Origin of the sequence: Micromonospora craniellae (genome assembly GCF_014764405.1) — a bacterium.
Lineage (GTDB): Bacteria > Actinomycetota > Actinomycetes > Mycobacteriales > Micromonosporaceae > Micromonospora > Micromonospora craniellae.
The window spans coordinates 3,444,645-3,467,376 of sequence record NZ_CP061725.1 but is presented as its reverse complement, the minus strand read 5'-3'; the positions used below and the strand labels follow the sequence as shown (position 1 = coordinate 3,467,376).

Sequence of the window (22,732 nt, the reverse complement as noted above, 5' to 3'; positions counted from 1 at the left end):
GGCAGGCTCATGCCGCATGATCGACGAATTCGCGAAAGACAACCTGCACGGGAGACTGCGGCGGGACCGCAAGGCGCTGCTCTGGAAACTCGACGGCTTGTCCGAGTACGACGCCCGCCGACCTTTGACAGCGACCGGGACCAACCTCATCGGCCTGGTCAAGCATGTGGCCACCGTCGAGGCCAGGTACTTCGGCGAGGTCTTCGACCGCCCTTCCCCGGAACCGCTGCCCCGGTGGCAGGACTCCAAGGGCAGCGATCTGTGGGCGACTGAGGACGAAACCCGCGATCAGATCATCGGGTTCTACCGGCGTACGTGGGAACACTCGGATGCGACGATCAACGAGCTTCCCCTCGACGCCCCCGGTCACGTGCCGTGGTGGCCGAAGCCGTATGCCGACACGAACCTGTTCGCCATCATGGTCCATGTCCTCGGCGAGTCCATCCGGCATGCCGGGCACGCCGATATCCTGCGCGAGGGCCTCGACGGCCGGACCGGGTTGCGCGCCGAACACGAGCAGCCAATCGACGAGGAAGCCCGTGCAGCCTACTGCGCGAAGATTGAGCAGGCCGCCAGGTCGGCCGCGCCAATCAAGGCTTATTAGGGATACGAGCATGACCGATGAAGAGGCTCGCGAGGTCGCATTTGCCTTCCTCGCTGACCGCGTTGAAGGTTCGCGCCGGTGAATGGGTGATCATCGGTGCGTGGGAGCACGAGACCGCATGGTCCGTGGGCTACCAGTCCCGCGCCTTCATCGAGTCAGGCGACATACACGATTCGTTGGTAGGCAACGGACCTGTCGTCGTGCCCAAGTCCGGCGCGGATCCATGGCTGGCCTGATCCGGTCGGCCGGTGGAAGAACAAATCGCCGAGGGGCGACCCACCCTCGGCTGAACGCACTGACATGCCGCCGTCAGACGGTTGCCGGCTGTCTGGGAGCGCTGGTCTCGTGGAGGGTGAACGTAGACGCGAACAAGATCTACTGGCTGGCGTCCTGCTCGCGGTCCGCGATCCAGCGGTTCATATGCCGTGCGACGACTTCACGTACCTGACGGCGGAGATCGGTGTAGTTCATGTCGCCCATGCCTTCAACGTCGAAGACCGCATCGGTGAAGCTGTCCACAGTCTTCGGAGGCGATTCGCACAGCTGGCGGATCTCGTCTGGTGGTAGGCAGAAGCCCAGGCCGATACACAGTGCCGAGGAGTTGTTCAACGGCGGAGTCAAGGTCGAATCGGTGACCCACGCCAACAGCGTGACGGGTCTCCCCGGCTACGGCAAACCTTGACAGCACGGCGTCTGCATCTGCCGCGAAGGGCTCGACGTCGTCTGCCCCGACTGCCTCCATCCGGGTCGGGCATTACTGCGAATATTCGGCGTGCAGTTCGGCGTACGGCCGGCGTTGGTCAGGGTGGTGCCGGGACCTGCCCATGCCGATCTCGGCGCAGCAGTGCGTGCCCGGCGTGCGGGCACGATGAGCCGGACACTCCTCGGCCAAGGCGCGGACCTGGTCGGCTTCCAACTCGAACGCCTCGCGGCTGCCGGTGAGCACCAACGTGTCGGCGGCTATGTCCCACCGAAGATGATCGCAAAACTCCTGATGCCAGGTTCGTCGGTGGTCGGTGGTCGGTGGTCGGTAGTCGGCGATCGACCGCGACGGCCACGCGCGACTGGGTAGGACGATGGTGTGAGGCCTGCCGGTCCTCAACCGGGAACGGACCTCCTGCTTCCACCGTGACGGCGGATTGCGAGACGGTGGTGCAACAGCACCAGGTCGAGCGGGCCCCCCAACCGTGATGGTCGGGAAGTTTCGCGCGGCGCAGGGGGAGGTAGACGGTGGCGACGGGGCAGCCAAGCCCCACGCCTGGGCGAATATCACCGCTGTTTCCTCGTCGAGGCAGAACTGGGCTCCGAGACGGCCCTCGTAGAGACCGGCGAACCTCGGCCTCTTCGCAGGCCGCACGACTCGGTACTGCTGGCATCCGAGTTGGACCGTGCTGACCAGCACCGGCCACTTGCGTCCGCCCAACCGTCGACCCACTCCAGCAGCACCCCTGACCATTCGTCGTCTCGCCTGCCGGCGAGCATTGTCGCCGAACCCGGCACGACATGGCGACGAAGTTCCCGGACGGCCATGACCCCGGCCGTCCGACCTGGAGAGGCCGACGCGCGCGTCACTCTGGCGGCGAGTCGACCTTCCGGGCCGGAGCCAAGATCAAGCGCCCTTTTATGCCACCCGGCAGCGGATCGCAATCGACAAGCGGGTCGAGCCGGCCACGGCGACTCGGCACTGCCGATCACAGTTGATGTTTTGTTAGGTGGTAACGTCGCTCTCCGGGTCTGCGACGAACGCCAGGAAGTCGGCAGCCAGCGGTGTCGTAGCTGCCGCCCACAGGCCGGCCTCGGACATCATGCCGCTAAACGACTGCGCGATCAGGCCGGCGCCGCTCAGCGCTGACGCGTACCGGTCGATGAGGTCCTTCCGGCTGGTCAGCTCGGGCATTCCGGACTCGATGATCACTGACTTGCCGCCCATCATCACGTTCGGCTTGGTGATGTTGTGCTGCTTGAACCATCCGGGCGGGTCGGAGAGCAGCTTAAGCAGCCGCACATGGGTGGGCGTGAACCGGTCGAGCATGTCGAAGAACAACTGTTGAGTGTCGTCATCCGGCGCGTCCGGCAGAACGGAGTTCACCACCGCGTTGCGCAGAAGCTCCAGTTTCCCTGCGCGCGACGTCCGGTCTGCTATTTGCGATGCCGTGGTCAGGGCGTCCATGAACGTGTCTTGGTCGAGGAGATGATCGAGGTCCCCGATCTGATCCTCGAGGCGGTGCACCTTCTCCGCCAGATCGTTCAGCCACCGCGTCCGCCGCTCGGTAAGACGTCGGCCGGCCACCTCCTGGAACGCGATCTGCAAGGGGCCGCCGACGCCTGGCACAGCGGCGATCCCCATCTCGACGACCTTGGTGAGGCCCTGTCGCCGGTCGGTATCCTCCGGATAGCTGTCCATGGCCAGCCATCATGCCCGACGGCATCCGGCCGCAGCCGTCGTCTAGGGCGGCGGTGAAGACGCAGATTGCTCGGCGGGAAAGACGGTGACACGGGAAACGCTGGTGGTGGCCGGTATGGTGGCGACGTGGTGCGGTCAGCGTGGATCAAGTGGGCACGGGCCGTCGAACACCAACGGCTCCTGGCTCGGCGGATGCGCGAGTTCGTCGAGGTGGACTCGTACGAGTACGTGCGGACCGACAACGCACGCGACCACACCGACCCGCTGGTGCGGATGCACTGGCGGCTGCACGTCAAGCAGCCTTACCCGGAGCAGTGGAGCGTGATCGTCGGTGACGTGCTGACCAACCTGCGGGCCGCGCTGGATCACGTGCTGTGGAGCGCCGTAGTCGCCCACTCCGGGCCACCGGCGAAACCGCAGCGGGTGCAGTTTCCCATCACCAGCATGGCTGCCAAGTTCCAGCAGCCCACGACGGAGCTTGAGTCGTTGGTCGCGCCGAAGGTGTGGGAGGTAGTGGAGGCAGTGCAGCCATTCCACGCCGGGGCGCAGGCGCACACCACACCGCTGGAAGTGCTGCGCTGGCTGTGCAACGTCGACAAGCATCGAACGGTGCACGTTGTTGGACGGACCGCCTTCGACATCGCGCCGGTTCTGGTCGAGGCGTCTGTTCCGCTAACCGTCGTGGAGGAATGGCGACACGAGGGCGCGGTGCAGGATGGTGCGGTGGTGGCCCGACTCAGGATAAAGCGCCCGGCAGAGGGGGTGCCGATCGACCTGCGACCCACCTTTGCGCACCTGCCGTCACTGCAGATCAGCGACACGCCGCCGGAAAACCGAAGCCTCGCCAAGGTGATGGACGGCATGCGTGAGGATGTGCTGTGGGTGCTCACGGCCGTCACCGCTGCCATGGGCGAACCGACGCCAGCCGGCGAGACACTCGATCTTGGCGATCAGCACGAGACCTTCGCCGCGGAATACGGCGGCCATCTCGCCCTGATACGGCACGACGACGGCTCCATACAGCCGATCCGCAAGCCCTAGCCGTCCATGCACTTGCACTTACGTCTCAGTTGATCGCCCGTCTGACCGGGAGTCCGATCGCTGGCGGTTCTTCCAGGTTCAGACGTGTACTGACATGCCGCGGATCGCTCGCTACGAGGAGCAACAGCGAGCGGGGCGGCCGGTGTCGGGACCTGCCGATGGTGCGGATAGTCGCTACGCTCCCCAGCCAAGAGGTGAAGGTGACCGGCAGACACGCACATCCCCAGGTGATCGACGCCATCCTGGAGCACTCGCCGGCCGACTACGTCCGCCGACCCACCGTCGCCAAGACCGAGGTTGGTCTGGATCACTACCAGGTGCGTCGGTACGACGCCTGGTACCGGCACATAACTCTCGTTCTGTGCGCCCACGCCTACCTCGCCGTCACCGCCGCCCACGCCAAAAAGGGGGCACCGAATCCGATGACGGCCTCATTTCTCTCACCCTGGGCGAGGTCCGCCGTCTCCTGGCACACCTGATCACCACCGTCCGACCCCGCGCAACAGAAGGTCGTCGCCGGCAATGAGAAGGAAGTCGTCGTTGGCGATGAACTCGGCAGCGAGGATGGCGGGCAGTGCGGTGCCGTACCGGTCGTCGCGGGGTTGTTCGATGAAGGTGAACTCGGCCTGCGTGTGTAGGTCGGCGACCGAGGTGTACTTGTCGTGCCAGCCGCGGTGAGCGAAGAACGCCCGCAGGTCGTGGTCCTCGCTGAAGTAGTGGCGTACCTGGCGGCCCGTCTCGCCGGGCGCGGTGACGACGGCGATCTCGTGCGCGCCGGCGGCGACGCAGTCAGCGACCGCGTAGGCGACGACCGGCTGGTTGAGGACGGAACGTGTCAAGGGTTTGAGGCCAACGGGAGTTAAGCGGCTTGTTGTTGCGGCTGGGGCTGGGGTTGGTTGATCCAGACCTGTTCGGGCAGGTCGAGGATCTTTGGTGTGGTCCGGGTGGTGGCGCCGAACCGTTCCGGATGCGCGGCGCGGGCTGCGGCGAGAGTGTCGAGGCGTGCGGCGTGGACTTGGTGGTGGCGGCCGTGGTGGACGTCGGCGGGGGTGTGCAGGCCGATTCCGGAGTGCCGGTGGGCGTGGTTGTACCAGGTGACGAAGTCGTTCATGAACGCTCGGGAGTGGGCGAGCGACGCGAACCGGTTGGGGAAGACCGGCGCGTACTTCAACGTCTTGAACCATGCTTCGCTGTACGGGTTGTCGTTGGACGTCTTGGGCCGCGAGTGCGAGCGGGCTACCTGAAGGTCTTCGAGCAGGTCAGCGACCGATTTCGAGGTCATAGACGTGCCCCGGTCGGCGTGGACCACGTGGGGGACGCCGTGGACGTCGAACACCTCGCGCATCATGTTCTCGGCAAGCGGGCCGGACTCGCGGGCGTGCACGCGGACGCCGACGATGTACCGGGAGTAGACGTCGATCATCACGTACGCGTCGTAGTAGATCCCTTTCACGGGGCCAGCGAGTTTCGTGATGTCCCACGTGTAGACCTGCCGCGGCGCGTCGGCGACCAGCTCCGGGCGCTGCCGGGCCGGGCGCCGGGCCTGCCGGCGACGCTCGCGGACCTGCTCGTGTTCGCGCAAGATCCGGTACATGGTGGCGATCGAGCCGACGTACACACCCTGATCCAGCAGCGCCGCGTAGATCTGCGCCGGGGCCGCGTCGACGAACTCCGGGCTGTTCACCAGCCGCAGCACATGCTCCCGCTCGGCCAGGGTGAGCGCGTTCGCTGGCGTGCGTCGCATCGGCCGGGCCGGTGTCGGACGCCGCCGGTCCCGATCCGCGCTGGACCGAGCGATCCCGGTCAGCCGCTTCGCCTCCCGCGTCGGGACCTTCGCGCTGGTCAGCTGGTGGTAGGTGTCCATCAGCGTCTGCCGAGCCCGAACACGTCCGGACCGTCCGGCTCGCTCCTGGAGATGTCCTCCAAGAGCTCGCGCGCTTTTCCCATGATCGTCAACGCCGTCTCCGTCCGCGCCAACTTCGCCTGCGCCAGTTCCAGCTCACGGCGCAACCGGGCGATCTCCGCCTGCTCCGCCGACGGCCGCCCTACCGTCTGCCCAGCCGGCTTGCCCTGCAACAACCCGGCGTCACGGGCCCGGCGCCACTCCGACATCAACGACGAGTACAAGCCCTCACGCCGCAGGAACGCCCCACCGTCACCGGCCGCGACGGCCTTCTCGTATCCGGCCAGTAGCTCCAACTTCTGACCCGGGGTGAACGACCGGCGGGCACGCGGACCACCCGAACGCGGTCCCTTCTTACGACTCATGACCCCATCCTCGGCCACGGCCATGTCAACAGCAGTAGTCAACGCTTCTCAATCCTCAACTCGCCCTGTCCGGCGGACTTGCTATGAACCGCTGGCCTCAACTCACCCTGGCAGACAGGGGGATCGGCAGCATGCACTTGTTGATCGTCTTGCCGACAGGGAAGAAACGGCTGCCCATGCCAGCAACGGCGATGACGGCTTTCACTCACTAACCTCTCGGTCCAGATACACCGGCGGTCACGGCTCGGTGACAATGGGCCGGCAGGCGCGCCTCAGTGTACGAAACCAAGAGCGCGGTTTCGTAGCACCTGGCGGTATGGGCGTACGCGTGTGGGCCGCCGCGCCGTTCGGCGCGGGCGGCCAGCGGCAGTGGTCACGTCCATGAGGTCTGAACAACCGAATCATCTGCTCACCCCAGTAGACCCGGTGTCTCCACGACGAACGATCACAGGTGCTGCTCGAATGCTCTCCGGTGCGGCCACCGCCTCGCGCAAGCGAGACCCACTGCTGTGCGACGCGAGATCTGCAACGAGCGGCTTATCCGGCAGTAGGGCGGTGGGCGAGCAGAAAGAGCAGGGCAACGAGGGTCGTTCCGGCGACGATTTGCTTTTTGATAATGAGTTCCGGGATGTCGGCGAGTGGCACCCATTCAACCTTGTCGCTTTCGAAGCCGTCTTTGGGTGGGCCGATGTAGACGGCGGCGTTGGCTTTGAATATGTGGTGTTCGCTGGTCATCAGCCCGGGTGAGGGTTGGCTGTAGACGAGCGGTTGGATCGGTCGCTCCGGTCGCCAGCCGGTTTCTTCCTCGGCTTCGCGGAGGGCGGCGTCGGCGGGGTCTTCGCCGGGGCGGATGCTGCCGTGGGGGATTTCCCAGCCCCAGGTGTCGGTGATGAACCGGTGTCGCCAGATGAGGAGGACCTTATTGTCGCTGACGACGGCGAGGCCGGCTCCGGGCGCGGCGGTACGGATGATGCGGTGGTCGAGGTGCCGGCCGTCGGGTAGTTCCACGTCGGCGCTGGCGACGTGGACCCATTGGTCGCGGTAAAGGTCGCGTTCGGAGTGAATTATCCAGCGCATCAGGTTCCTGTCGGTGTTTGGTGCGGTTGGGCGCGTTCGAGGAGGTCGGCGACTGTCGGGTGGGTCGAGTGGGGACGTAATGCGGAGATGACCTGGTTCACTCGGTCGTGCAGGCGCCCGGATTCCATTCCGCTGACCCGGTCGAGCATCTGCGACGCGGTCTGCACGCTGCGCTCGAGGTTCCCTCGCGCGGTCAGGATGAGTGACAGCCCCGCGTACCGATGGGCCTGCCCGCGTAGATGGGTGGTGGCGCCAGTCCGTACGGATTCCTCGGCGTAGGTCTGCGCGGCAATGAGGTCGCCGAGCCGACGTAGGGCCTCGGCGACCTGGGTTTCGACCAGGCCGGGTTGGACGTAGGACACTTCGACTGGGCTTCCGTCGTGGATGATGCGCCCGGCGACGGTTTCGGCGTGCCGGAGGTGTTGGTGGCTGTCGGGCGCGTTCCCCATGCGGGCGTATGCCTTCCCTGCGAGTGCGTGTAGGTCCGCGGTCAGAGCTGGGGAGATGACAGTGCCTGCTGCCCTTAGGCCGGCTTGGGCATACTGCACGACGAGGCGGTATTCGTCCAGGTAGAGGGCTTGGTTGGCCATGAGCGCGACGACGTAAGCGCCGAACGCCCGGTCGCCGGAGGCTTTGGCCAGTCGCAGGGCGCTCAGCAGGTGACGTTGTGCGAGGGGTTGTTGGTCGGCGTCGTACGCGCACACCCCCGCGAGGGCGGTTAGCCCGCCCACGGCCCGGTACAGCTCCCGCCCCCGGGTGTTGTCGTAGGCGGCGCGGAGCAACGGTGCCGCCTGCCCGGTGAGGGTGTCCATGATGCGGGCCTTGACGGGTACGCCGCCGACACGCCGATACATCTCCTGATAGCGGGCTCGCGCATGCTGTAGCCGGGCGATGTCGGCCGGGTCGACCTGCCGCTGTCCGAGGTGTGACACGTCGTCGTCTTCGGGTGGGTTCTCCCACTCCCACACTGGCGCTATCGCCTGCGGCCCGGTGACGGTCGACCTGGGCCTGTGGCCTCTCTGGTCACTGCGCCACAGCGCGGCGGCCCTGTCCAGGGCCTGAGGTAAGCCGGGCGGGTCGGTGCCGGTCCGGTCCCGCGTCATGCCGATGTCCGCCGGTGTCACAGTGGTGCCGAGTCGGTCGCCGAGGATGCGGCAGATCATCACTGGTACGGGGTCGCGGGGGATCGCGTGGTCCCGGATCCAGCGGGCGACGGAGGCGTGATCGTAGCGCAGTCCGTCGTCGAGGCTGTTGAGTTGCTTGGCTAGGCCGGCGTGGGACAGCGCGGCGCGTTCCAGAAAGGCATCGAGCAGGATGTTCGCCTCGGCCACCCCGTCAGGGTATGGCCAAGCGCGCGCCAATCGAAGTGTTTCGCCGCGTTCACACCCCGTGTGAAGCTGGTGCGTCGGCGGCCCACAACACACTCTTATCGACGTCTGTCATCGTCTTTAGCGTCATGGGTAACGGTGCGGTGGTCGACGCGGAACAGTGCTCGGCCGCCGTTCCCTCATCCTCAAGGTACGGGAAGGGACAGGCCATGACGGCGACTCTGACGCAGATGCCGGCACCGGAGGCGGTCGGCCCGCGGGCGGCACAGATCCTCGACGCGATGCGGGAGCACTCCGGCTGGGAGCGGCTCAACGGGTCCTCGATGCGGTACTCGACCTGCTGGGCCACGTTCACCGGCTACCCGACGGTGAGCGAGTGGTCGTTGGAGCGGGACGCGGGGCCGCTGCTGGTGGAGGCGCTGCGGGTCCTCGCGCTGAAGGCGGCGGTGTATGAGCTGACCGGCGGTGACGAGGAGAAGGCGGAGCTGTTGGTGCCGGCCCCGGTGGACGAGATGGTCCACGCGGTCCTCGCGCAGTTCACCCTGATGAGCCGGATGCAGGCCGACCTGCGGGTGGTGTTCCCCCACGCCACCGAGCTGGAGGACTTCGGCTACACGAGGGGCTGCGTCACCGACGACTACTACGCGGCGGCCGGCTGGGGTGAGCAGCCGCTGCGGTACTGGCTCGACGCGGCTGAGGTGAGCCGGCGCCTGGAGATTCTCGACGCCCACCTCGCCCCTGCCGGTTTCGGCCGGGGCGGGCGCAGCCACACCATCACCTTCGACACCGAGCCCGTCTCCGCCGCGGTCTGACCTATCGGTTGGCGAGCTCGATGGAGAGCACCCGGCGTAGGGCCTGCACGACTACGCCGGGTGCGAACCGCTCACCGGCCAGCCGTTCGGCCCGGGCGACCGCCGTGAACATCTGCTCCGGTGCCGCGACCCGCAGCGTCGCGACCAGCCAGCCCTCCAGGTCGTCCACCTCGGTCGGCAACTCCAGCGCGGCCGGGGTCGGCGCTGGGGTCGCCGCGTTCAGGTCCGGCAATGGATCTCCGGCGGAGGCGTACCTGCCCGGCGGCATCCCGACGCGGTACGGATGGACGCACACGGGGTTCCCATTCGGGTCGACCCGCCAACCCGCCGCCCGGTTGTAGGCGAACTCCGGACCTGGCCGGTCGACCACGTCGAACCGGCCCGGCCCCAACTCCTGTGCGGGGCACACCCCACAGGTGTGCTCGGACCACTCAGGCAGCGGACCGTCCATCCGCCCATGCTAGGGCCAGAAGGAGCGCCGACAGTGACCGTTCTCACCGCGCCACGTCACCCACTCATCCGTCAAGCCCTTGCCGACGCCCGGACCTGGTGCACCGGACAGACTATCGATGAACGGCCGGCGCTCGTGCACGCCGTCCGGGTCGCGGTCACCCTCACTCGGCACCTACCGGGCGTGTCGCCGGAGCTGGTCGCCGCAACGCTTTTGCACGACGCCCCGGAGTTCGCCCCGCGAGAGCTGGACCTCGACGCCGTCCTCACCGCTCGCTACGGCCGGGAAGTATCCCGGGTCATCCATGCGCTACAGGTCGAGCACCACGCCCTCGATCAGCACAATCCGCCGATCATCACACACGACCGGCCCGTCCTCCTCACGTCGACCGCCGACAAGATCGTCGCTCTCGCCTCCCTGGTACGCCGCGCTCGTGCCAGCGGCGCCCCGGACGCCTTCTTCGCGGCCCGGCCCAGTTTGCTGCGTCTTCTGCCGCACTTCCACGAATTCCACCAGGCCGCCGCCGGCTTGCTCCCCGCCGGCATGGCCGACGAACTCGGGCACGTCCTGCACCTGCTCGACCAGGCAACCGCGACTGCCCGGACCGAAATGCGAATGCGGGGGCCGCACCGGTGATACCCGATCAGGTTGTAGCCAAGCTCCTGGCCGCCCTCACCCGCGCCACTGGCGTCGACGTCGTACGCCGGGAACCGATCCAGGTCTGGCAGCTCAGCGGCGTCGAACGCCTACACCTGCGAGGCGGCACGACCGTGGTCTTCAAATACGCTACTGTCCCGTTCACTCACGAGGGCCGCACACTAACGTACCTGGCCGCGCACGGTGTTCCCGTACCCCTGGTTCATGGCTCCGCCATCATCGAGAACACCCTCGGCATGCTGATGGAGGATCTCGGCCCAGCAGTCCGCGAAGCGAATGAGCACGACGCCGCCGTCGCCGCCGCGAAATTACACGCCATCGGTCCCTCACCAGGGCTCGTCACTCTCGACGAGAGCACCCTTCGCACGCTACCCGCGCGAAGTCTGGCCCACGTACAACAGCTCGGCGGTAGCGGCATACTCGCCGACGCCCGCAGCCTGGCCCTACTGTTTCACACCCTGAGTCGCGTCGCCGCGGACCGAGTAGCCGGCGCAAACCTGGCGCCGTTCAGCACCTGCCACTCAGAACTACATCCCACCTCGGTGCACATCACCGAACATGGCTGGCACCTCCTCGACCTCGCCAAAGCCTTCAACGGGCCCAGCGTTCTCGACCTCGCCACCTGGCACGGCACCCGCAACGCGCCCGACCCACCACGACTGCGCAGTCTGCTCACCCGCTATGTTCAAGCAGGCGGCCACCCCCATGCCCTCAGCGACCGGGCTGGCCTACCGGCCGAAACCTGGGCACTCGCCTGGCACCGAATCTGGGCAGCGGAAACCCTGCTCCACCAAGCCACCATCGCCAGCGATCAACCCGCACTTGGCCTCATCGACGTGATTCGCCGCCAAGCCAGCACCGCGCTTGAACTCCTCAAAATCCGATAGGCGATGCTTCTAGGATCACCTTGGCGGAAGCGGATAGGTCGTCGGGCATCCACGCGATATGCGGCGTGCGTCGCTGCAGCGACCGCCCATACCGAATGGCGCGCCGAAACACGAGAGGGAATTCGCGTCGCCTCACCGCTCGACATCTTTATTGGCTGCGCGGCCGGCGGCACCCGCAGCCCCCGAACGTGGACGTGCGGCCCCACGACGCGAGAGCCGAGTGTCGAACCCGCTCGACAAGGCGCTCCCAAGCCACCTTGGCGGGTTCCAACTCCCACGATGTCCCCAGGCTCACTGCGTCGTATCGCCAATGTTCCACCTCCGGCGCGTCGTCAGGAACCGATCTGGGTCCGGCTCGCTGCATCACGGATGGTTTCTTGCATTTGCGATCGCCCGGCGGAGATCGCGTCGGCCGTGTCGAAAGTTTGTGTCGAGGGTGTTCGACACGTGCTCACCGGCCTTGACTGGTCGCGTAGCCGACACGGCGGGAGGGCTGAGACTTGCTCGACTTCAGGTCGCTGCCGGGGGTCAAGAGGAATGCCCACCCCGGTGTCCCTACAGCCACCACCCGGCCTTCGTGGGTGGCCCTGGTAGGCCCACCCGCCGCAGGGAAATCCACCGTCTCGGCGACTTTGGGAGACGCGGCCGACCTGGGGATCTTCCGTCTGCGGGAGTTCGCCTACCGCTGTCGCGGCGAAGGCCGATTCGATCCCGGAGTCTTCGACACCGACGATCCGCTGGGCTGGTACCGCGACAGCACCGTAGAGCTCCTGCTGACCGCGGCGTTCGCCCATGGTGCCTACACCGAACGTGGCCTCGTGCTGCTGGAGAACCTTCCCGGCAATGCCGACCAGCTCCAGATGATTGTGAAGATCGCTGCGTTGTCCGAGTCAGCAGTGGGTGTGATCGAGCTGGTGGCGGACGACCTGACTGTCGAGACGCGCTCGCGACAGCGCCGGGTCTGCCCCACCTGCGAGGCCGACCCGCAGGGCGATCCGCACCGGCCCGCTGTCGGCAGCGAAACGTCACCTGGCCACTGCCGACGCTGCCACACCCGCCTCATTCCCCGGCGCAGCGACGACCCCGCCATACTCAGCGCCCGACTGCGACGCTACCGAGATCGAATCCCGGGGATCCGCGCGTGCGCCAAGGACGAGGGACTGCCGTACCGCAGAGTCGACGCAACGCGGGGTGCTGATGCCTGTAGCGAGGCGGTGGTGGCGGCCGTCCGATCACTCGGCACTCCAGTCGGTGTTACCAAGTCCCCGTCTGTCTGAAGGAGTCCGCGATGGCACCTGTCCGCGTCGGGATCCCCGCGATGCGCCAACCCGACCTCGGAGCTGACCCGTACGGTCACGCCCGGCTGCCCGCCGGCGCACACGACACCACCCCGGAACGGATCGATCGGATCGAGTACGGGCGTTTCCGGAACCTCTACGTCTACATCACCAATCGATGCCAGTTGCGGTGCGCGCACTGCTACATGGGTGATCGGCTCGACTCGGCCGAGAAGATGCCCTACGCCCAGGTAATTGAGACGCTGCGGTTGTGGCGGCGGATGGGCAGCTCGAAGCTGACGATCCTGGGCGGGGAGCCGACGCTGCACCCGGACTACGTCCGCATCATCCGCACGGCCAGCGAGATCGGGTTCGAGCACGTCATCACCACCAGCAACGGACTGGAGCCGGCCCGGCGCAAGTTCGACCAGATGCGGCCGGAGGACTTCTCGTACGTGCAGATCAGCCTGGACGGCGGCTCGGCGGACAGCCATGACCGCATCCGCGGCCCAGGCACATTCGACGAGGCACTGCGCAACGTCGCCACCCTCGCGGGGCGTGGTTTCGACGTGCGGATCATCTGCACCGTGAACCGGGTCAACGCCGGGGACAGCCTGAGACTGCTGCAGGTCGCCGACGACCTCGGCGTGTCCCTGGTCAAGTACCACGTGTTCAGCACCATCGGCATCGGCCACACCTCCACGGCGATGGCAATGCCGCCGCACGAGTGGATCGCCTTCTACGAGAACCTGGAACAGGTCGCCCCCAGCTACAGGACCCGCACCTGGTACCAGCCCACCTACGCGCGGCGTGACCGCATCGCCCAGTACGCCGCCCAGGGCTACCAGGGGTGCATTGGACGCACCCTGGACCGGATCTCGGTGTTCCCCGACGGCCGCGCCTACGTCTGCTCGTACCTGTTCGACACGGACCTGCACTACGCGAACGTGACCGACGGCCGCATCGAGATCAACAAAGGGCCGAACGAGTTCGACCTGTTCACCCGCGTGCTGAGCCAACCAAGCTGTGGCGACTGCGACGTCGCCGGTGGTTGCGGCGGGGGCTGTCCTGCCGAGGAACTCGTGATGGGTGCCGCCTCCTGCACGCTGCCGGACATCGTGCCGGTGTGCCGCCTCTGGAAAGCCGACGCCTGACCACAGGATGCCCTGAACAACCAGTACCAGTCGGAGCCACCCGAGCCGACAGAGCCACCGAATGCGAGGAGTAGCCCATGGGTAAGCAACGCGCCCAGCTCGACCTGCACCTGATTCTGCGCCGAGACGAGGAGATCCTGCTCGGCCAACGGCAGAACACCGGCTGGGGCGACGGCCGCTGGCACCTGCCGTCCGGCCACGGCGAGGACGGCGAGTCCGCGATCGCCGGCCTCGTCCGCGAGGCGAAGGAGGAGATCGGCGTCGACATCAACCCGGCTGACGTGCGGTTCGCCCATTTGCTGCACCACCGCACTGAGTCCGCCCGGGCCGCAATCTTCTTCGAGGTCACCCGCTGGACCGGCGAGCCGGTCAACAACGAGCCGGACAAGTGCGCCGGCTGGCGGTGGTTCCCCCTGTCCGACCTGCCCGAACAGATGATCGACTACGCGGCCGAGACTCTCGCCCAATACGCCAAGAGCGAGTCCTACTCCGAACGCGGCTGGCAGGAGTAGCACCGTGGCGGACCGTCTCCTCAACCTCGCCTGTGTCAGCTACCTCGCCACCGCGCAGGTCCTCCACGTCCGCGCTTACCCGCGGGCCAACGGCGGCGCGGTCGTCGACGCGATCGCCGCATCCGTCGCGGGAGACGGTCCGCTCACCGCCGTCACCGCCGCCCGCACCGGCCTGACCGTCGCCCTGGTCACCAACCGGATCGGCGACGACCCCGCCGGCCACCACCTGCTCGCCGCCCTGAACACCGCCAACGTCCGGCACACGCTGCATCCCGACCCGAACGTGCGCACCCCGCACCTGACCGTGATCGCCGACGAGGCCGACACCCGCACCTGGTTCGCCGCACTGCACCACGCCTACGACGATCTACACCAGGCCGACCTGACGCCGATCGCCCAGGCCAACATCGGGTACGTCGACTGCTACCAGGTCCTCACCCACCACGCGGCCCGCGCGATCACGGCCGCCGACGGCACCGGGCTGGTGCTCAACCTCGGCGGCGACCCCCTCACCGACGTCATCGCCGAGGCCGCGACGAGCGCGCGGGTGCTCGCCGTGCAGACCAGCCTCGACGAATCCGCCGACGCCGACGCGGAGGATCTCGCAACTCACCTGTACGACCAGGTACGCCCGGACGCCGCCGTCGTCACCCTCGGCCAGCTCGGCGCCGTCGCCCGCACCCGGCACCGCCTCCACCGCGCCTCCGCGCCACCCGGACCGGTCACCCACACCCACGGCGCCGGAGCGGCCTTCTCCGCCGGCTACATTCACGCACTCCTGCACGGCGGCGACGCCGACGCCGCACTGCGGGCCGGCTGTCAAGCCGGTACCGCCCACTGCGCCACCTCCGCCGCACTGGTACCCCACCACCTGCCCCTCCAGCGACCCGCCCCCGTCTGAAAGGACCCCCAGCGATGGACGACCTGCTCGCCGAAATCAGCAAACTGGACTGGAACGACCTGCCCGCCGTCACCGCCGCCAGCGACACGCTGCTCACCCGCCTGGACACCGAACGGGACCTGCTCCGGGGGCTCGTCGACGGGGCACTCGCCGACCCGAACCTCCTGCGGCTGTGCGAGCACTACGACATCCTCGACAAGATCGTCATCCACGACGACCCGACCGGATGGCGACTACGCCTGCACGTCTTCCTGCCCGGCTACTTCGACCGGCCCCACAACCACCGGTGGAGCTACGTCAGCCGCATCCTGCACGGCAGCTACACCCACACCCTCTACGGCACCGAGGACCTCCTCGGCGACACGATCGACCCCGCCACGCTGATACCGCGCATGATCCGCACCGAACAGCCCGGCGACACCTACACCCTGCACCACACCATGATCCACTCCGTGGTCGCTGAGCCCCACACCACCTCGCTGATCGTGCGCGGACCCGCCGTCAAGGACCGCTTCGTCGTCACCGACCGGCACACCGGCCAAGCCTGGTGGCAGTACGGCGCCGCCAGCGAGGACCCCATCGAAGCAGCCCGCAAGCGCATGACCGATGAGCAGGCGGCTGCAAGCGTTCGCCACCTGACCGAGCTGGGCCTACTGAGCTAAGGCCGGCTACCAAACGGCGTCCACTCGCTTCCGCAGACGGCACCCGCCCTCGCCTCGAAACGCTTCCCCGGCCGCACGCGACCTGGACCTCCCTGCGGTCAGATGAACGGGTGGAGCGCGCCACACGACTCGGCGGACCATCGACGGCGTTCGTCGTGCAGCACGCTCCACCCACTGCTCATGGTGGGAGCCACCGGCTCGGAAGCTCACCGTCCAAGAGACTCTTCGTTACCGCCGAGGATTGTCAGTGGTGGTTGCCATCATGGCGCCGTGTCGATCAGAAAGGGTGGCCGCTCGCGATTACGAGGACCGGGACTGCGGATCAGCTCGCCTGCTCGCCTGGGCGGTATTGATCGTCAGACGGATCTGCCGGACTGGAAGGACTGGCTACACGGTCAGCTGGATGAGGTGGAGAAGCTGCGGTCAGCTCCCGGAGCCGATTGCTGCACCGCCTACGTTGTGATGCCTGACTATGAGGTCGTCGCCGAGGGCGGGACGGCCTCATGGCGCGACGCCAATTGGGCACGTGTACGACCGACAACGTGGCGAGGTTTCCAGCCAAGGGGCCCGTGGGAGATCTTCGTCGAGTTGGTCAACACCTGCGTCGCGGTGACGGGTGCCGGCACCGTACCGGTTTGGGCCGAACCGGACTGGCTCGTCGGGCAGGGTGTGCAGCAGTGGACGGAGCTGCCGCTGTGGCGTACCCATCGTGGCGCCTGGGCCGTCGACAGCTCCCGCGCTGTCGCAGCGGGGCTGGCGTGTAGGCCCTTAAGCGACACCGTCAGCCAGACGTGGGCGTGGATGACCGGTGGCGGCAGTGCCATCACCGGAGAGGGCGAGGCGGGGCGGGCGGCCGACCACGGCCTCTCCGCCAGTCGGGAACGCGAGTTGTTGAAGACCTGGCTACAGAACAGCTGAACGAGAGATCACACAGAGGGCAGCGCGGGAGGCGTCGGCCGGGCCGCGACAAAGAAACCCGCTCGTTCGGCGAGCTGGCGCGCCTGGGGCACCTGGCCCCACGGCTCCGCGGTCAGCAGTTCCCGCATCCGGTCCAGCCGTCCCAGCAGCCCGGTACGTCGCCATTCGGGCGGCGTGGACCACAGCGGCATCAGCGTGTCCTGTGCGGCGTCCAGCCGCCTGTCGGACAGATGGCACGTGGCCAGGTCGATTCGGGCTTCGCCCTCAACCGTCGACCAGGGCGTGCCGCCCTGCGTTGCCGCCAATCGCAGTGCTTCCGTCGCCGATACTGTGGCCTCCTCGGGCCTGTTGACCCGTAACCGACTCAAGAGCATCCAGTACCGCACCGACCTACTCGACGGCTTCCTCGCTCACGCCGGACTGACCCTCGAACCCGACACAACCTGACCATTCAAGATCTGTAACACCCCGATCGCCACCGCCACCGCCCTGGCCGGAATGGCCGGTGTCGCTGCCACCGTCTCACGCCAGCCCTGGAGGCTCGTCAACTCCATCGCGGCGTTCAGTCAGGGTGCTGTACGGTCAGCCCTTGGCGGCGGCCCGATCCCGTCCGCAAACATCGGCCCGCCATCCACGTCCTCCCGGCATCCTTCATCGGCTAGTGCGGTGTCCAGAAACGTTCACCCGGCGCGGCACCGCCAACGTTCCTGGACACCGCACTAGGCAGTATGCAGCGGCTTAATTTCGGGAGGGCCTTCCCACTCACCCAATCGCTTTTCTACGAATCTATGGTTGCGTGTCGCGGAGCATCGGAGGTAGACCTCACGGTACGCGTTACGTATTTGAGTGGCATTTAACTCTTCGAGTTCCCGCCTTCCGATGGTAACCCTGTTCAGTTCCATCTGTGCCGGGATGCGGACTGCGTGAAGTGGAGTCAGAGGCATAACCAGGTATTCAGCGGCCAGCAAGCCGAGCCCGCTTGCGGGCCCGCTAGCGCGGGTGCCATTGCGGTACCCGACAACCGGCGTGTCTCCAATCAAGAACTCGTAGCCTTTAGGCGGCGAGAGGATTTCGACAGGATGGCTTGACAAAGACTGAGATACGCGCCCGAGCAACTCCTCGGCTCGGAATCGAAAATTCACTTCCATTTCTTGCTGTCCGTGCGACTGGACGACCGTGTTGACCATCTGCATCAACTCGTCACGCCCGAGTGGAGGGCGGCCGAATCTTCTTAAAAATTCTTGGACGGCTTCCTCCCTTCTGTCGTCCGCCCAATAAGAACGCATCCCCGCAATGGCCTCCACTCCGGCCCGCTGCGCAACGACCCTCGTGGGCACGCTTCGGACGTAATGCAGAGCAACGGTCTCCTGGAGAACACTCGTCGGGATGTGATCGTCACTATTGTCGTCTGCCACGGCGTCCAGTGCCTCGTGAAGTCGGTCCTCAACGCCGCGCCATACCTGTTCCATTGAGGAGGAGAGCTTCGGCATCCAGTCCGGGAGGTATCCGCACCCCTTGACGCCTTTGTCGCGCCAGGTGCCGTGTACGAAGTTATAGGAGCGCAATTCCCGGCCGCCGTGTCCATGTTCAGTAAATCGACTAAGGATTACGCGTGACACTAGATGCTGCTTCGTCACCGAAGGCTCGGACGACTCTCGCAACTCAGCCAGCCGCTTCCTAAGGGAGGCACCGGAGAGCCTGGGAGGCAGACGGCCCCATTGCGTGCGCGATGGATCGAAAGAAGCAGTCATCCGGCCGTCCTTAGTCGCTCGTCATCCCGGCGAACATACTCTGCCACCGCGTAGGAGCGCTGCATCCATATATTTTGGCGTGCCGAAGCCGCTGAACCGGCTGCCTTCGAACCCCCGGCCCTCTCGCGTAATGGCGCGAAATGTTGGAACTTCGCCGAGTTTAGGCGCCAATCCGCTCATCGGCTAGATCCGGGTGCCGAGGAACTGGCCGGGCTCGGCTACACCCGTCACGCAAAGTCACCGCCTTTGATCGCGGCCAGTCGAGGGCCAGTCGCCGGACCGAGACCGAACTCGGCACGGGTGTGCACCTTGCAGCCGTACACACCGCTGCACTCCTGCCCGTACGCCGACGTCGGTACTACTAAGGGCCGCTCAGGCAGCTCTAGTCCGTTGTCCATGAACGTTTGCCGGGTTGGTGACACGCCGTGCTCATCTGTCCGCAGCCAGGGCGGAAGAAGTCCTGGCAGTCTCACCATGTCCATCCGTCGACCTCTACAAATCCGCGAACGGGGTCCAACGTGCAGTGTCGTCACGTTGCTGAATGGAGCGCAGGCGGACGCTGAACTCGTGCGCGACGGCTGGCCCGGAGGCGAGGAGAGGTACGGCAGCGGCGACCATCTTCAGCTCGCGGGCTTCTCGCAGGATCGGCCATGTGGGGTCGGTGGTGACGTCGTAGCGGTAGGCGGCGGCGAGGCGGGCGTGGGCGCCTGGTCGGTGGAAACGAACTTGCCCGACCGGCACAGCAACAAGATCAACTTGCCAGGGGCCGAGGCAGGTGGCGTCGAAGTCGCAGAGCACAACGCGGCCATCGTGGTGGCGCAGGAGATTCCCGGCGTGTGCGTCGCCGTGTACCAGCCCGGGTGGTGCTTGTTCATTGAGCACGACGATCTGGGGTTCGAGATGGTCGCACCAGTCGAGCAGGAATCGCCGGTCGGTGTCGCGGAGGGCCTCGGCGTCTGCGAGTCGGGCACGGGCGTCGCCGATCGGATCCCAGACTGGTAGCGGTAGGTCAGGAGGTCCGAGTCGGTGGAAGCTGCGCAGCGTGTTGCCGAGGTCGGTCACATCCGGCTTTGGCACCTGGGGTGGCAGGTAGGTCCAGATGGTGGCTTGCAGCCCGTTGACATCGATGGGTTCTTCGTAACCGGGGGCGAGACGGATGGTCGGCGCGTTGATCTGAGCGAACCATCGCCCGAGGGCTGCGACTTTGGCGACTCGCTGTCGTAGTCGGTAGGAGCGGGTGATGCGGATAACGATGCCGGCCTCGGGGACGGCGAACACGGCGTTGTTGGTCAGCCGCAACAGGAAGGCGTTTGCGCCGCCAATGCCCAGTCGGTCAAGGACCTGCCGAGCAACCTGCCGCATGGCGGCTTCGCCGAAGCGGCCGCCAATGTGTCGGTCGTTGGTGTCATTGCCGGTCATGCCTAGGCGACGCGCGTGACGGTGTGGCGGAAGTCAGCAAGACCGCTGTGGCGGATGTCCGGGGAGATGTCTCTGCTGATGTTGCGGATACGGTCTTGGATTCGCCGTGAGGTCAACTCCCGTCCATGGCGGATCACGGTGGTACCGACGGTGAGAGCCCGGTCCGGATCGTCGGCGAGGGCGAGTGCGCTGCACAGTCCAACCGTGTTGAGTACGGTGCTGCGGATATTCTGCGGGCCGAACGCGGTGATGGCGTCCTGGGTCCATGTCACGGCGGCGTCGGCGTGGCGGCGGTCGTGGCGGGCGAGGTCGCGGTAGACACGTCCATGCTGGGCGAGCAGTTCGCCTCGGTCGTAGAAGCGCATCCAGTCGGGCTCGCGGTCTGGGTTGATGTCGTCGAAGTGCCCGGCGGCTTGCTTGAGCGAGGCGACTGCGGTGGAGTGTTCACCGAGCGCGGCCAGTGAGGCGGCTTCGGCGCCGCGCAGCATGGCCAGGAGCGCCGGTGTGGCGTCGCGTCCGAGGGCGTCCTTGGCGAGGCGAATGGTGGCGAGGGCGTCTTGGTTGTGGTGCAGGTGTTGGAACTGGCGGGCCTGGCAGTAGCGGATCCGGGCGGCGAGGCGTTGGTTGCCGGACGTTACTGCGGTGCGTTCGGCGGCGAGCCAGTGGCGGCCGGCGTCGCTGTGGTGTCCGGCGTCGAATGCGGTCCAGCCGGCCAGTTGGCGGGCGTCAGCGACGGCCATGGCGAGGCTGGTGGTCGCGTGGTTGCTGTCAGCGGACGCGAGCAGGATCGAGGCAGCCTCGGCGAAGCGGCCTATGTCGGTGTAGAGCGCTCCACCACCGATTTCGTAGTCGACCGATCGATAGAGAGCGGTGACGGCCTCGATCCGAGCGACGTCGCCGATGCCGACACGCCGACGTGTGGTGCTCGGCGTCAGGCCGAGCAAGCCTGATCCTGCGGCGACAGCAGCGATGGAGAGCAACAGCGTCCGCCGGTCTGTTCTGTCGTCAGAGCCGCTGGCAGTTGTCTCTGCGTCGATGTCGGGTGTGCTGGAACGTTCATGTCCCAGCGGATGATCGCCCTCGTGCGTCCCGGCTGCCGCCTGGTGCGGATCGCGCTCGCTGGCCTCAGGAGGTCCGTCCGCCAGCGTCCCCCATCGGGCCCTGCTTGCTGCCGCGGCCCTTTCCGTCCGGTACCGAGCCTCCGACTGGCGGTAGGCGTCGTAGGCGGTGATCAGCTCGCCGTTGGCGCTCAATACGGACTCGCACTGCAGCCAGAAGATGCGGTCGACCACCTGACGGCCTCGCTCGACCATAGCTACCGTGCTGCGGCTGCTGTGGACCCTCCGGGCTAGGTCACCCTGGATGAGCTGTCGGTTTGTGCGCCAAGCAGCGAGTTTCCGACCGAGCGACTGTCTGGCTTCCTGGAGCTGTCGGTCGTTCATGAGCTGGCCCTTCACGATGCCAACATCTGCCGGACGCATCGTCGATGGTGTTCGACTCGCGCTAGAGCGACAGTAGCGGATCGCAGCGCTGATTGGCTGACGAGTTCGCCAGGGATTCCTGGAGCTCACATCGCTGCCGGAGATGCCGCGAGATCACCTTGCGATCGCCCGGAATCGCCATGCGATCCGTGTCGAAACTTCGTGTCGAGGGTGTCCGACACGAGCTCGGTCGCGTTAGCTGTCGCCTGCCGAACCGGCGCCGAATGGTCAGCGTTCCCGGCGCAGCCGCAATATCCTCATGCCTCTGGAGGTGGTGGTGCCCAGTCGCGCAGAGAGCCACGACGGGTTGCCCCGTCTGGACACCACCATTGCCCATAACGCTCGGGTGTGGGACTGGTGGCTCGGCGGGAAGGACAACTTCGAGGTCGACCGTGTCGTGGGTGCCCATGTGCAGAAGCTGTTCCCGGAGATCGTCGCGGTCGCACGCGCGGACCGTGAGTTCCTCGCCCGCGTGGTGCGTTTCCTCGTGGACGCGGGCATCCGTCAGTTCCTGGACGTCGGCACCGGACTACCTACGGCGGACAACACCCACAGCCTGGCGCAGACGTACGCTCCGGAGTCTCGGGTCGTGTATGTGGACAACGACCCGTTGGTCCTCGCCCACGCCCGTGCGTTGCTGACTGGTGGACCCGAGGGTGCCACTGACTACGTCGACGCCGATGTGCGAGATCCCGACCGTATCCTGGGCGCCGCTGCGGCGACGCTCGACTTCCAGAAGCCGGTCGCCGTCTTGATGCTCGGCGTTCTGAACTTCGTTCCCGACGACGCCGACGCGCTTCGTAGCGTGCGCCAGCTGATGGACGCCGTGCCCGTGGGCAGCTACCTCGTGGTGACTCATCCGACCTACGAGTTGGGCGGCGAGGCGAACCGGCAGGCGATGGCGTACTGGAACGCCAATGCGGCACCGCCGATCCGTGCCCGCAGCGGCACCGCGATCCGGCGTCTCGTCGAAGGGCTCGACATTCTTGAGCCTGGGCTCGTGTCGTGCTCGCTATGGCGTACCACGCCAGCAGCCAGCGCGACTGCGGTACCGCAATACGCCGTGGTGGCGCATAAGACTTCGTCACGCCGTTCAACCCCGAGTGCGCGGCGCAGCGCTGTCGTCGG

At 66.7% G+C, this 22,732-nt stretch carries 23 protein-coding genes and 2 pseudogenes; 14 read left to right on the top strand and 11 right to left on the bottom strand.

The annotated features are described in order from the left end of the window. Positions 1–16: 16 nt before the first annotated feature. Both ID554_RS15430 and ID554_RS15425 read left to right on the top strand, forming a co-directional pair. Positions 17–604: a DinB family protein gene (locus ID554_RS15430; RefSeq protein WP_117230203.1), complete on the top strand. Its 588-nt coding sequence runs from the start codon at positions 17–19 to the stop codon at positions 602–604. Positions 605–621: 17 nt separating this feature from the next. After that, positions 622–840: a YrhB domain-containing protein gene (locus ID554_RS15425; protein WP_117230202.1), complete on the top strand. Its 219-nt coding sequence runs from the start codon at positions 622–624 to the stop codon at positions 838–840. 139 nt (positions 841–979) lie between these two features. Here the strand turns inward: ID554_RS15425 and ID554_RS15420 are convergent, their stop codons facing one another. Then, on the bottom strand, positions 980–1,213 hold the full coding sequence (locus ID554_RS15420) for a hypothetical protein (protein WP_199489276.1): 234 nt from the start codon (positions 1,211–1,213) through the stop codon (positions 980–982). 1,099 nt (positions 1,214–2,312) lie between these two features. Further along, entirely contained in the window at positions 2,313–3,008 is a 696-nt protein-coding gene (locus tag ID554_RS15415; protein ID WP_117230200.1) for a hypothetical protein, read from the bottom strand. Positions 3,009–3,200: 192 nt separating this feature from the next. Here ID554_RS15415 and ID554_RS15410 point away from each other — a divergent pair, with 192 nt between their 5' ends. Continuing rightward, positions 3,201–4,049, top strand: coding sequence for a hypothetical protein (locus ID554_RS15410; protein WP_147333551.1), 849 nt, complete (start codon positions 3,201–3,203; stop codon positions 4,047–4,049). Between the two features lie 284 nt (positions 4,050–4,333). Then, a pseudogene (locus ID554_RS15405) lies at positions 4,334–4,528 on the top strand (IS701 family transposase); the annotation flags it as partial. Here ID554_RS15405 and ID554_RS15400 read toward each other — a convergent pair. The 4 genes from ID554_RS15400 to ID554_RS15385 all read right to left on the bottom strand — a co-directional run bounded on the left by ID554_RS15400 (position 4,529) and on the right by ID554_RS15385 (position 8,725). Then, positions 4,529–4,888, bottom strand: coding sequence for a glycosyltransferase family protein (locus ID554_RS15400; RefSeq protein WP_117230198.1), 360 nt, complete (start codon positions 4,886–4,888; stop codon positions 4,529–4,531). 20 nt (positions 4,889–4,908) lie between these two features. Continuing rightward, a protein-coding gene (locus tag ID554_RS15395) for an IS3 family transposase (protein WP_396888540.1) occupies positions 4,909–6,341 on the bottom strand; the annotation gives its coding sequence in 2 pieces (ribosomal slippage) (positions 4,909–5,984 and positions 5,984–6,341; 1,434 coding nt in all). Between the two features lie 513 nt (positions 6,342–6,854). After that, a complete protein-coding gene (locus ID554_RS15390) occupies positions 6,855–7,394 on the bottom strand; it encodes an NUDIX hydrolase (protein ID WP_117230769.1) in 540 nt (179 codons plus the stop codon). Beyond that, a complete protein-coding gene (locus ID554_RS15385; protein ID WP_117230768.1) occupies positions 7,394–8,725 on the bottom strand; it encodes a transcriptional regulator in 1,332 nt (443 codons plus the stop codon). Before ID554_RS15385 ends, ID554_RS15390 begins: the two co-directional genes overlap by 1 nt. Before the next feature lie 206 nt (positions 8,726–8,931). Between ID554_RS15385 and ID554_RS15380 the strand changes: the two genes are divergently transcribed. Further along, on the top strand, positions 8,932–9,534 hold the full coding sequence (locus ID554_RS15380) for a hypothetical protein (RefSeq protein ID WP_223884089.1): 603 nt from the start codon (positions 8,932–8,934) through the stop codon (positions 9,532–9,534). Between the two features lies 1 nt (position 9,535). On the opposite strand, the gene ID554_RS15375 is transcribed toward ID554_RS15380, so the two are convergent. Further along, positions 9,536–9,985: a hypothetical protein gene (locus ID554_RS15375; protein WP_117230767.1), complete on the bottom strand. Its 450-nt coding sequence runs from the start codon at positions 9,983–9,985 to the stop codon at positions 9,536–9,538. Between the two features lie 33 nt (positions 9,986–10,018). Here ID554_RS15375 and ID554_RS15370 point away from each other — a divergent pair, with 33 nt between their 5' ends. From ID554_RS15370 to ID554_RS31700, 8 genes are all read left to right on the top strand, one after another. Continuing rightward, positions 10,019–10,621: an HD domain-containing protein gene (locus tag ID554_RS15370; protein WP_117230766.1), complete on the top strand. Its 603-nt coding sequence runs from the start codon at positions 10,019–10,021 to the stop codon at positions 10,619–10,621. Then, complete coding sequence (locus ID554_RS15365; protein ID WP_117230765.1) at positions 10,618–11,529, top strand: phosphotransferase; 912 nt, start codon at positions 10,618–10,620, stop codon at positions 11,527–11,529. Before ID554_RS15370 ends, ID554_RS15365 begins: the two co-directional genes overlap by 4 nt. Before the next feature lie 581 nt (positions 11,530–12,110). Next, positions 12,111–12,806, top strand: a complete 696-nt coding sequence (locus ID554_RS15360; RefSeq protein WP_147333580.1) for an adenylate kinase family protein — start codon at positions 12,111–12,113, stop codon at positions 12,804–12,806. 11 nt (positions 12,807–12,817) lie between these two features. Next, entirely contained in the window at positions 12,818–13,960 is a 1,143-nt protein-coding gene (locus ID554_RS15355) for a radical SAM/SPASM domain-containing protein (RefSeq protein ID WP_117230763.1), read from the top strand. 77 nt (positions 13,961–14,037) lie between these two features. Continuing rightward, entirely contained in the window at positions 14,038–14,472 is a 435-nt protein-coding gene (locus ID554_RS15350; protein ID WP_117230762.1) for an NUDIX hydrolase, read from the top strand. A 4-nt stretch (positions 14,473–14,476) separates the two neighbouring features. Further along, positions 14,477–15,373, top strand: a complete 897-nt coding sequence (locus tag ID554_RS15345) for a carbohydrate kinase family protein (RefSeq protein WP_117230761.1) — start codon at positions 14,477–14,479, stop codon at positions 15,371–15,373. Positions 15,374–15,387: 14 nt separating this feature from the next. Further along, a complete protein-coding gene (locus ID554_RS15340) occupies positions 15,388–16,035 on the top strand; it encodes a hypothetical protein (protein WP_117230760.1) in 648 nt (215 codons plus the stop codon). Positions 16,036–16,305: 270 nt separating this feature from the next. Continuing rightward, positions 16,306–16,953, top strand: coding sequence for a hypothetical protein (locus tag ID554_RS31700; RefSeq protein WP_223884088.1), 648 nt, complete (start codon positions 16,306–16,308; stop codon positions 16,951–16,953). Positions 16,954–16,961: 8 nt separating this feature from the next. On the opposite strand, the gene ID554_RS15330 is transcribed toward ID554_RS31700, so the two are convergent. The 4 genes from ID554_RS15330 to ID554_RS15315 form a co-directional block, all read right to left on the bottom strand. Beyond that, positions 16,962–17,258 (bottom strand): hypothetical protein, encoded by a 297-nt coding sequence (locus ID554_RS15330; protein WP_223884087.1) that lies wholly within the window; start codon positions 17,256–17,258, stop codon positions 16,962–16,964. A gap of 414 nt (positions 17,259–17,672) precedes the next feature. Beyond that, positions 17,673–18,704, bottom strand: coding sequence for a DUF4238 domain-containing protein (locus ID554_RS15325; RefSeq protein ID WP_117230759.1), 1,032 nt, complete (start codon positions 18,702–18,704; stop codon positions 17,673–17,675). Positions 18,705–19,196: 492 nt separating this feature from the next. Continuing rightward, a complete protein-coding gene (locus ID554_RS15320; RefSeq protein ID WP_117230758.1) occupies positions 19,197–20,123 on the bottom strand; it encodes an aminoglycoside phosphotransferase family protein in 927 nt (308 codons plus the stop codon). A gap of 2 nt (positions 20,124–20,125) precedes the next feature. Then, positions 20,126–21,565, bottom strand: a complete 1,440-nt coding sequence (locus tag ID554_RS15315; protein ID WP_325051151.1) for a helix-turn-helix transcriptional regulator — start codon at positions 21,563–21,565, stop codon at positions 20,126–20,128. A 298-nt stretch (positions 21,566–21,863) separates the two neighbouring features. Between ID554_RS15315 and ID554_RS33110 the strand changes: the two are divergent. Further along, positions 21,864–22,685 (top strand): annotated as a pseudogene (locus tag ID554_RS33110) (SAM-dependent methyltransferase); the annotation flags it as partial. Positions 22,686–22,732: the final 47 nt, after the last annotated feature.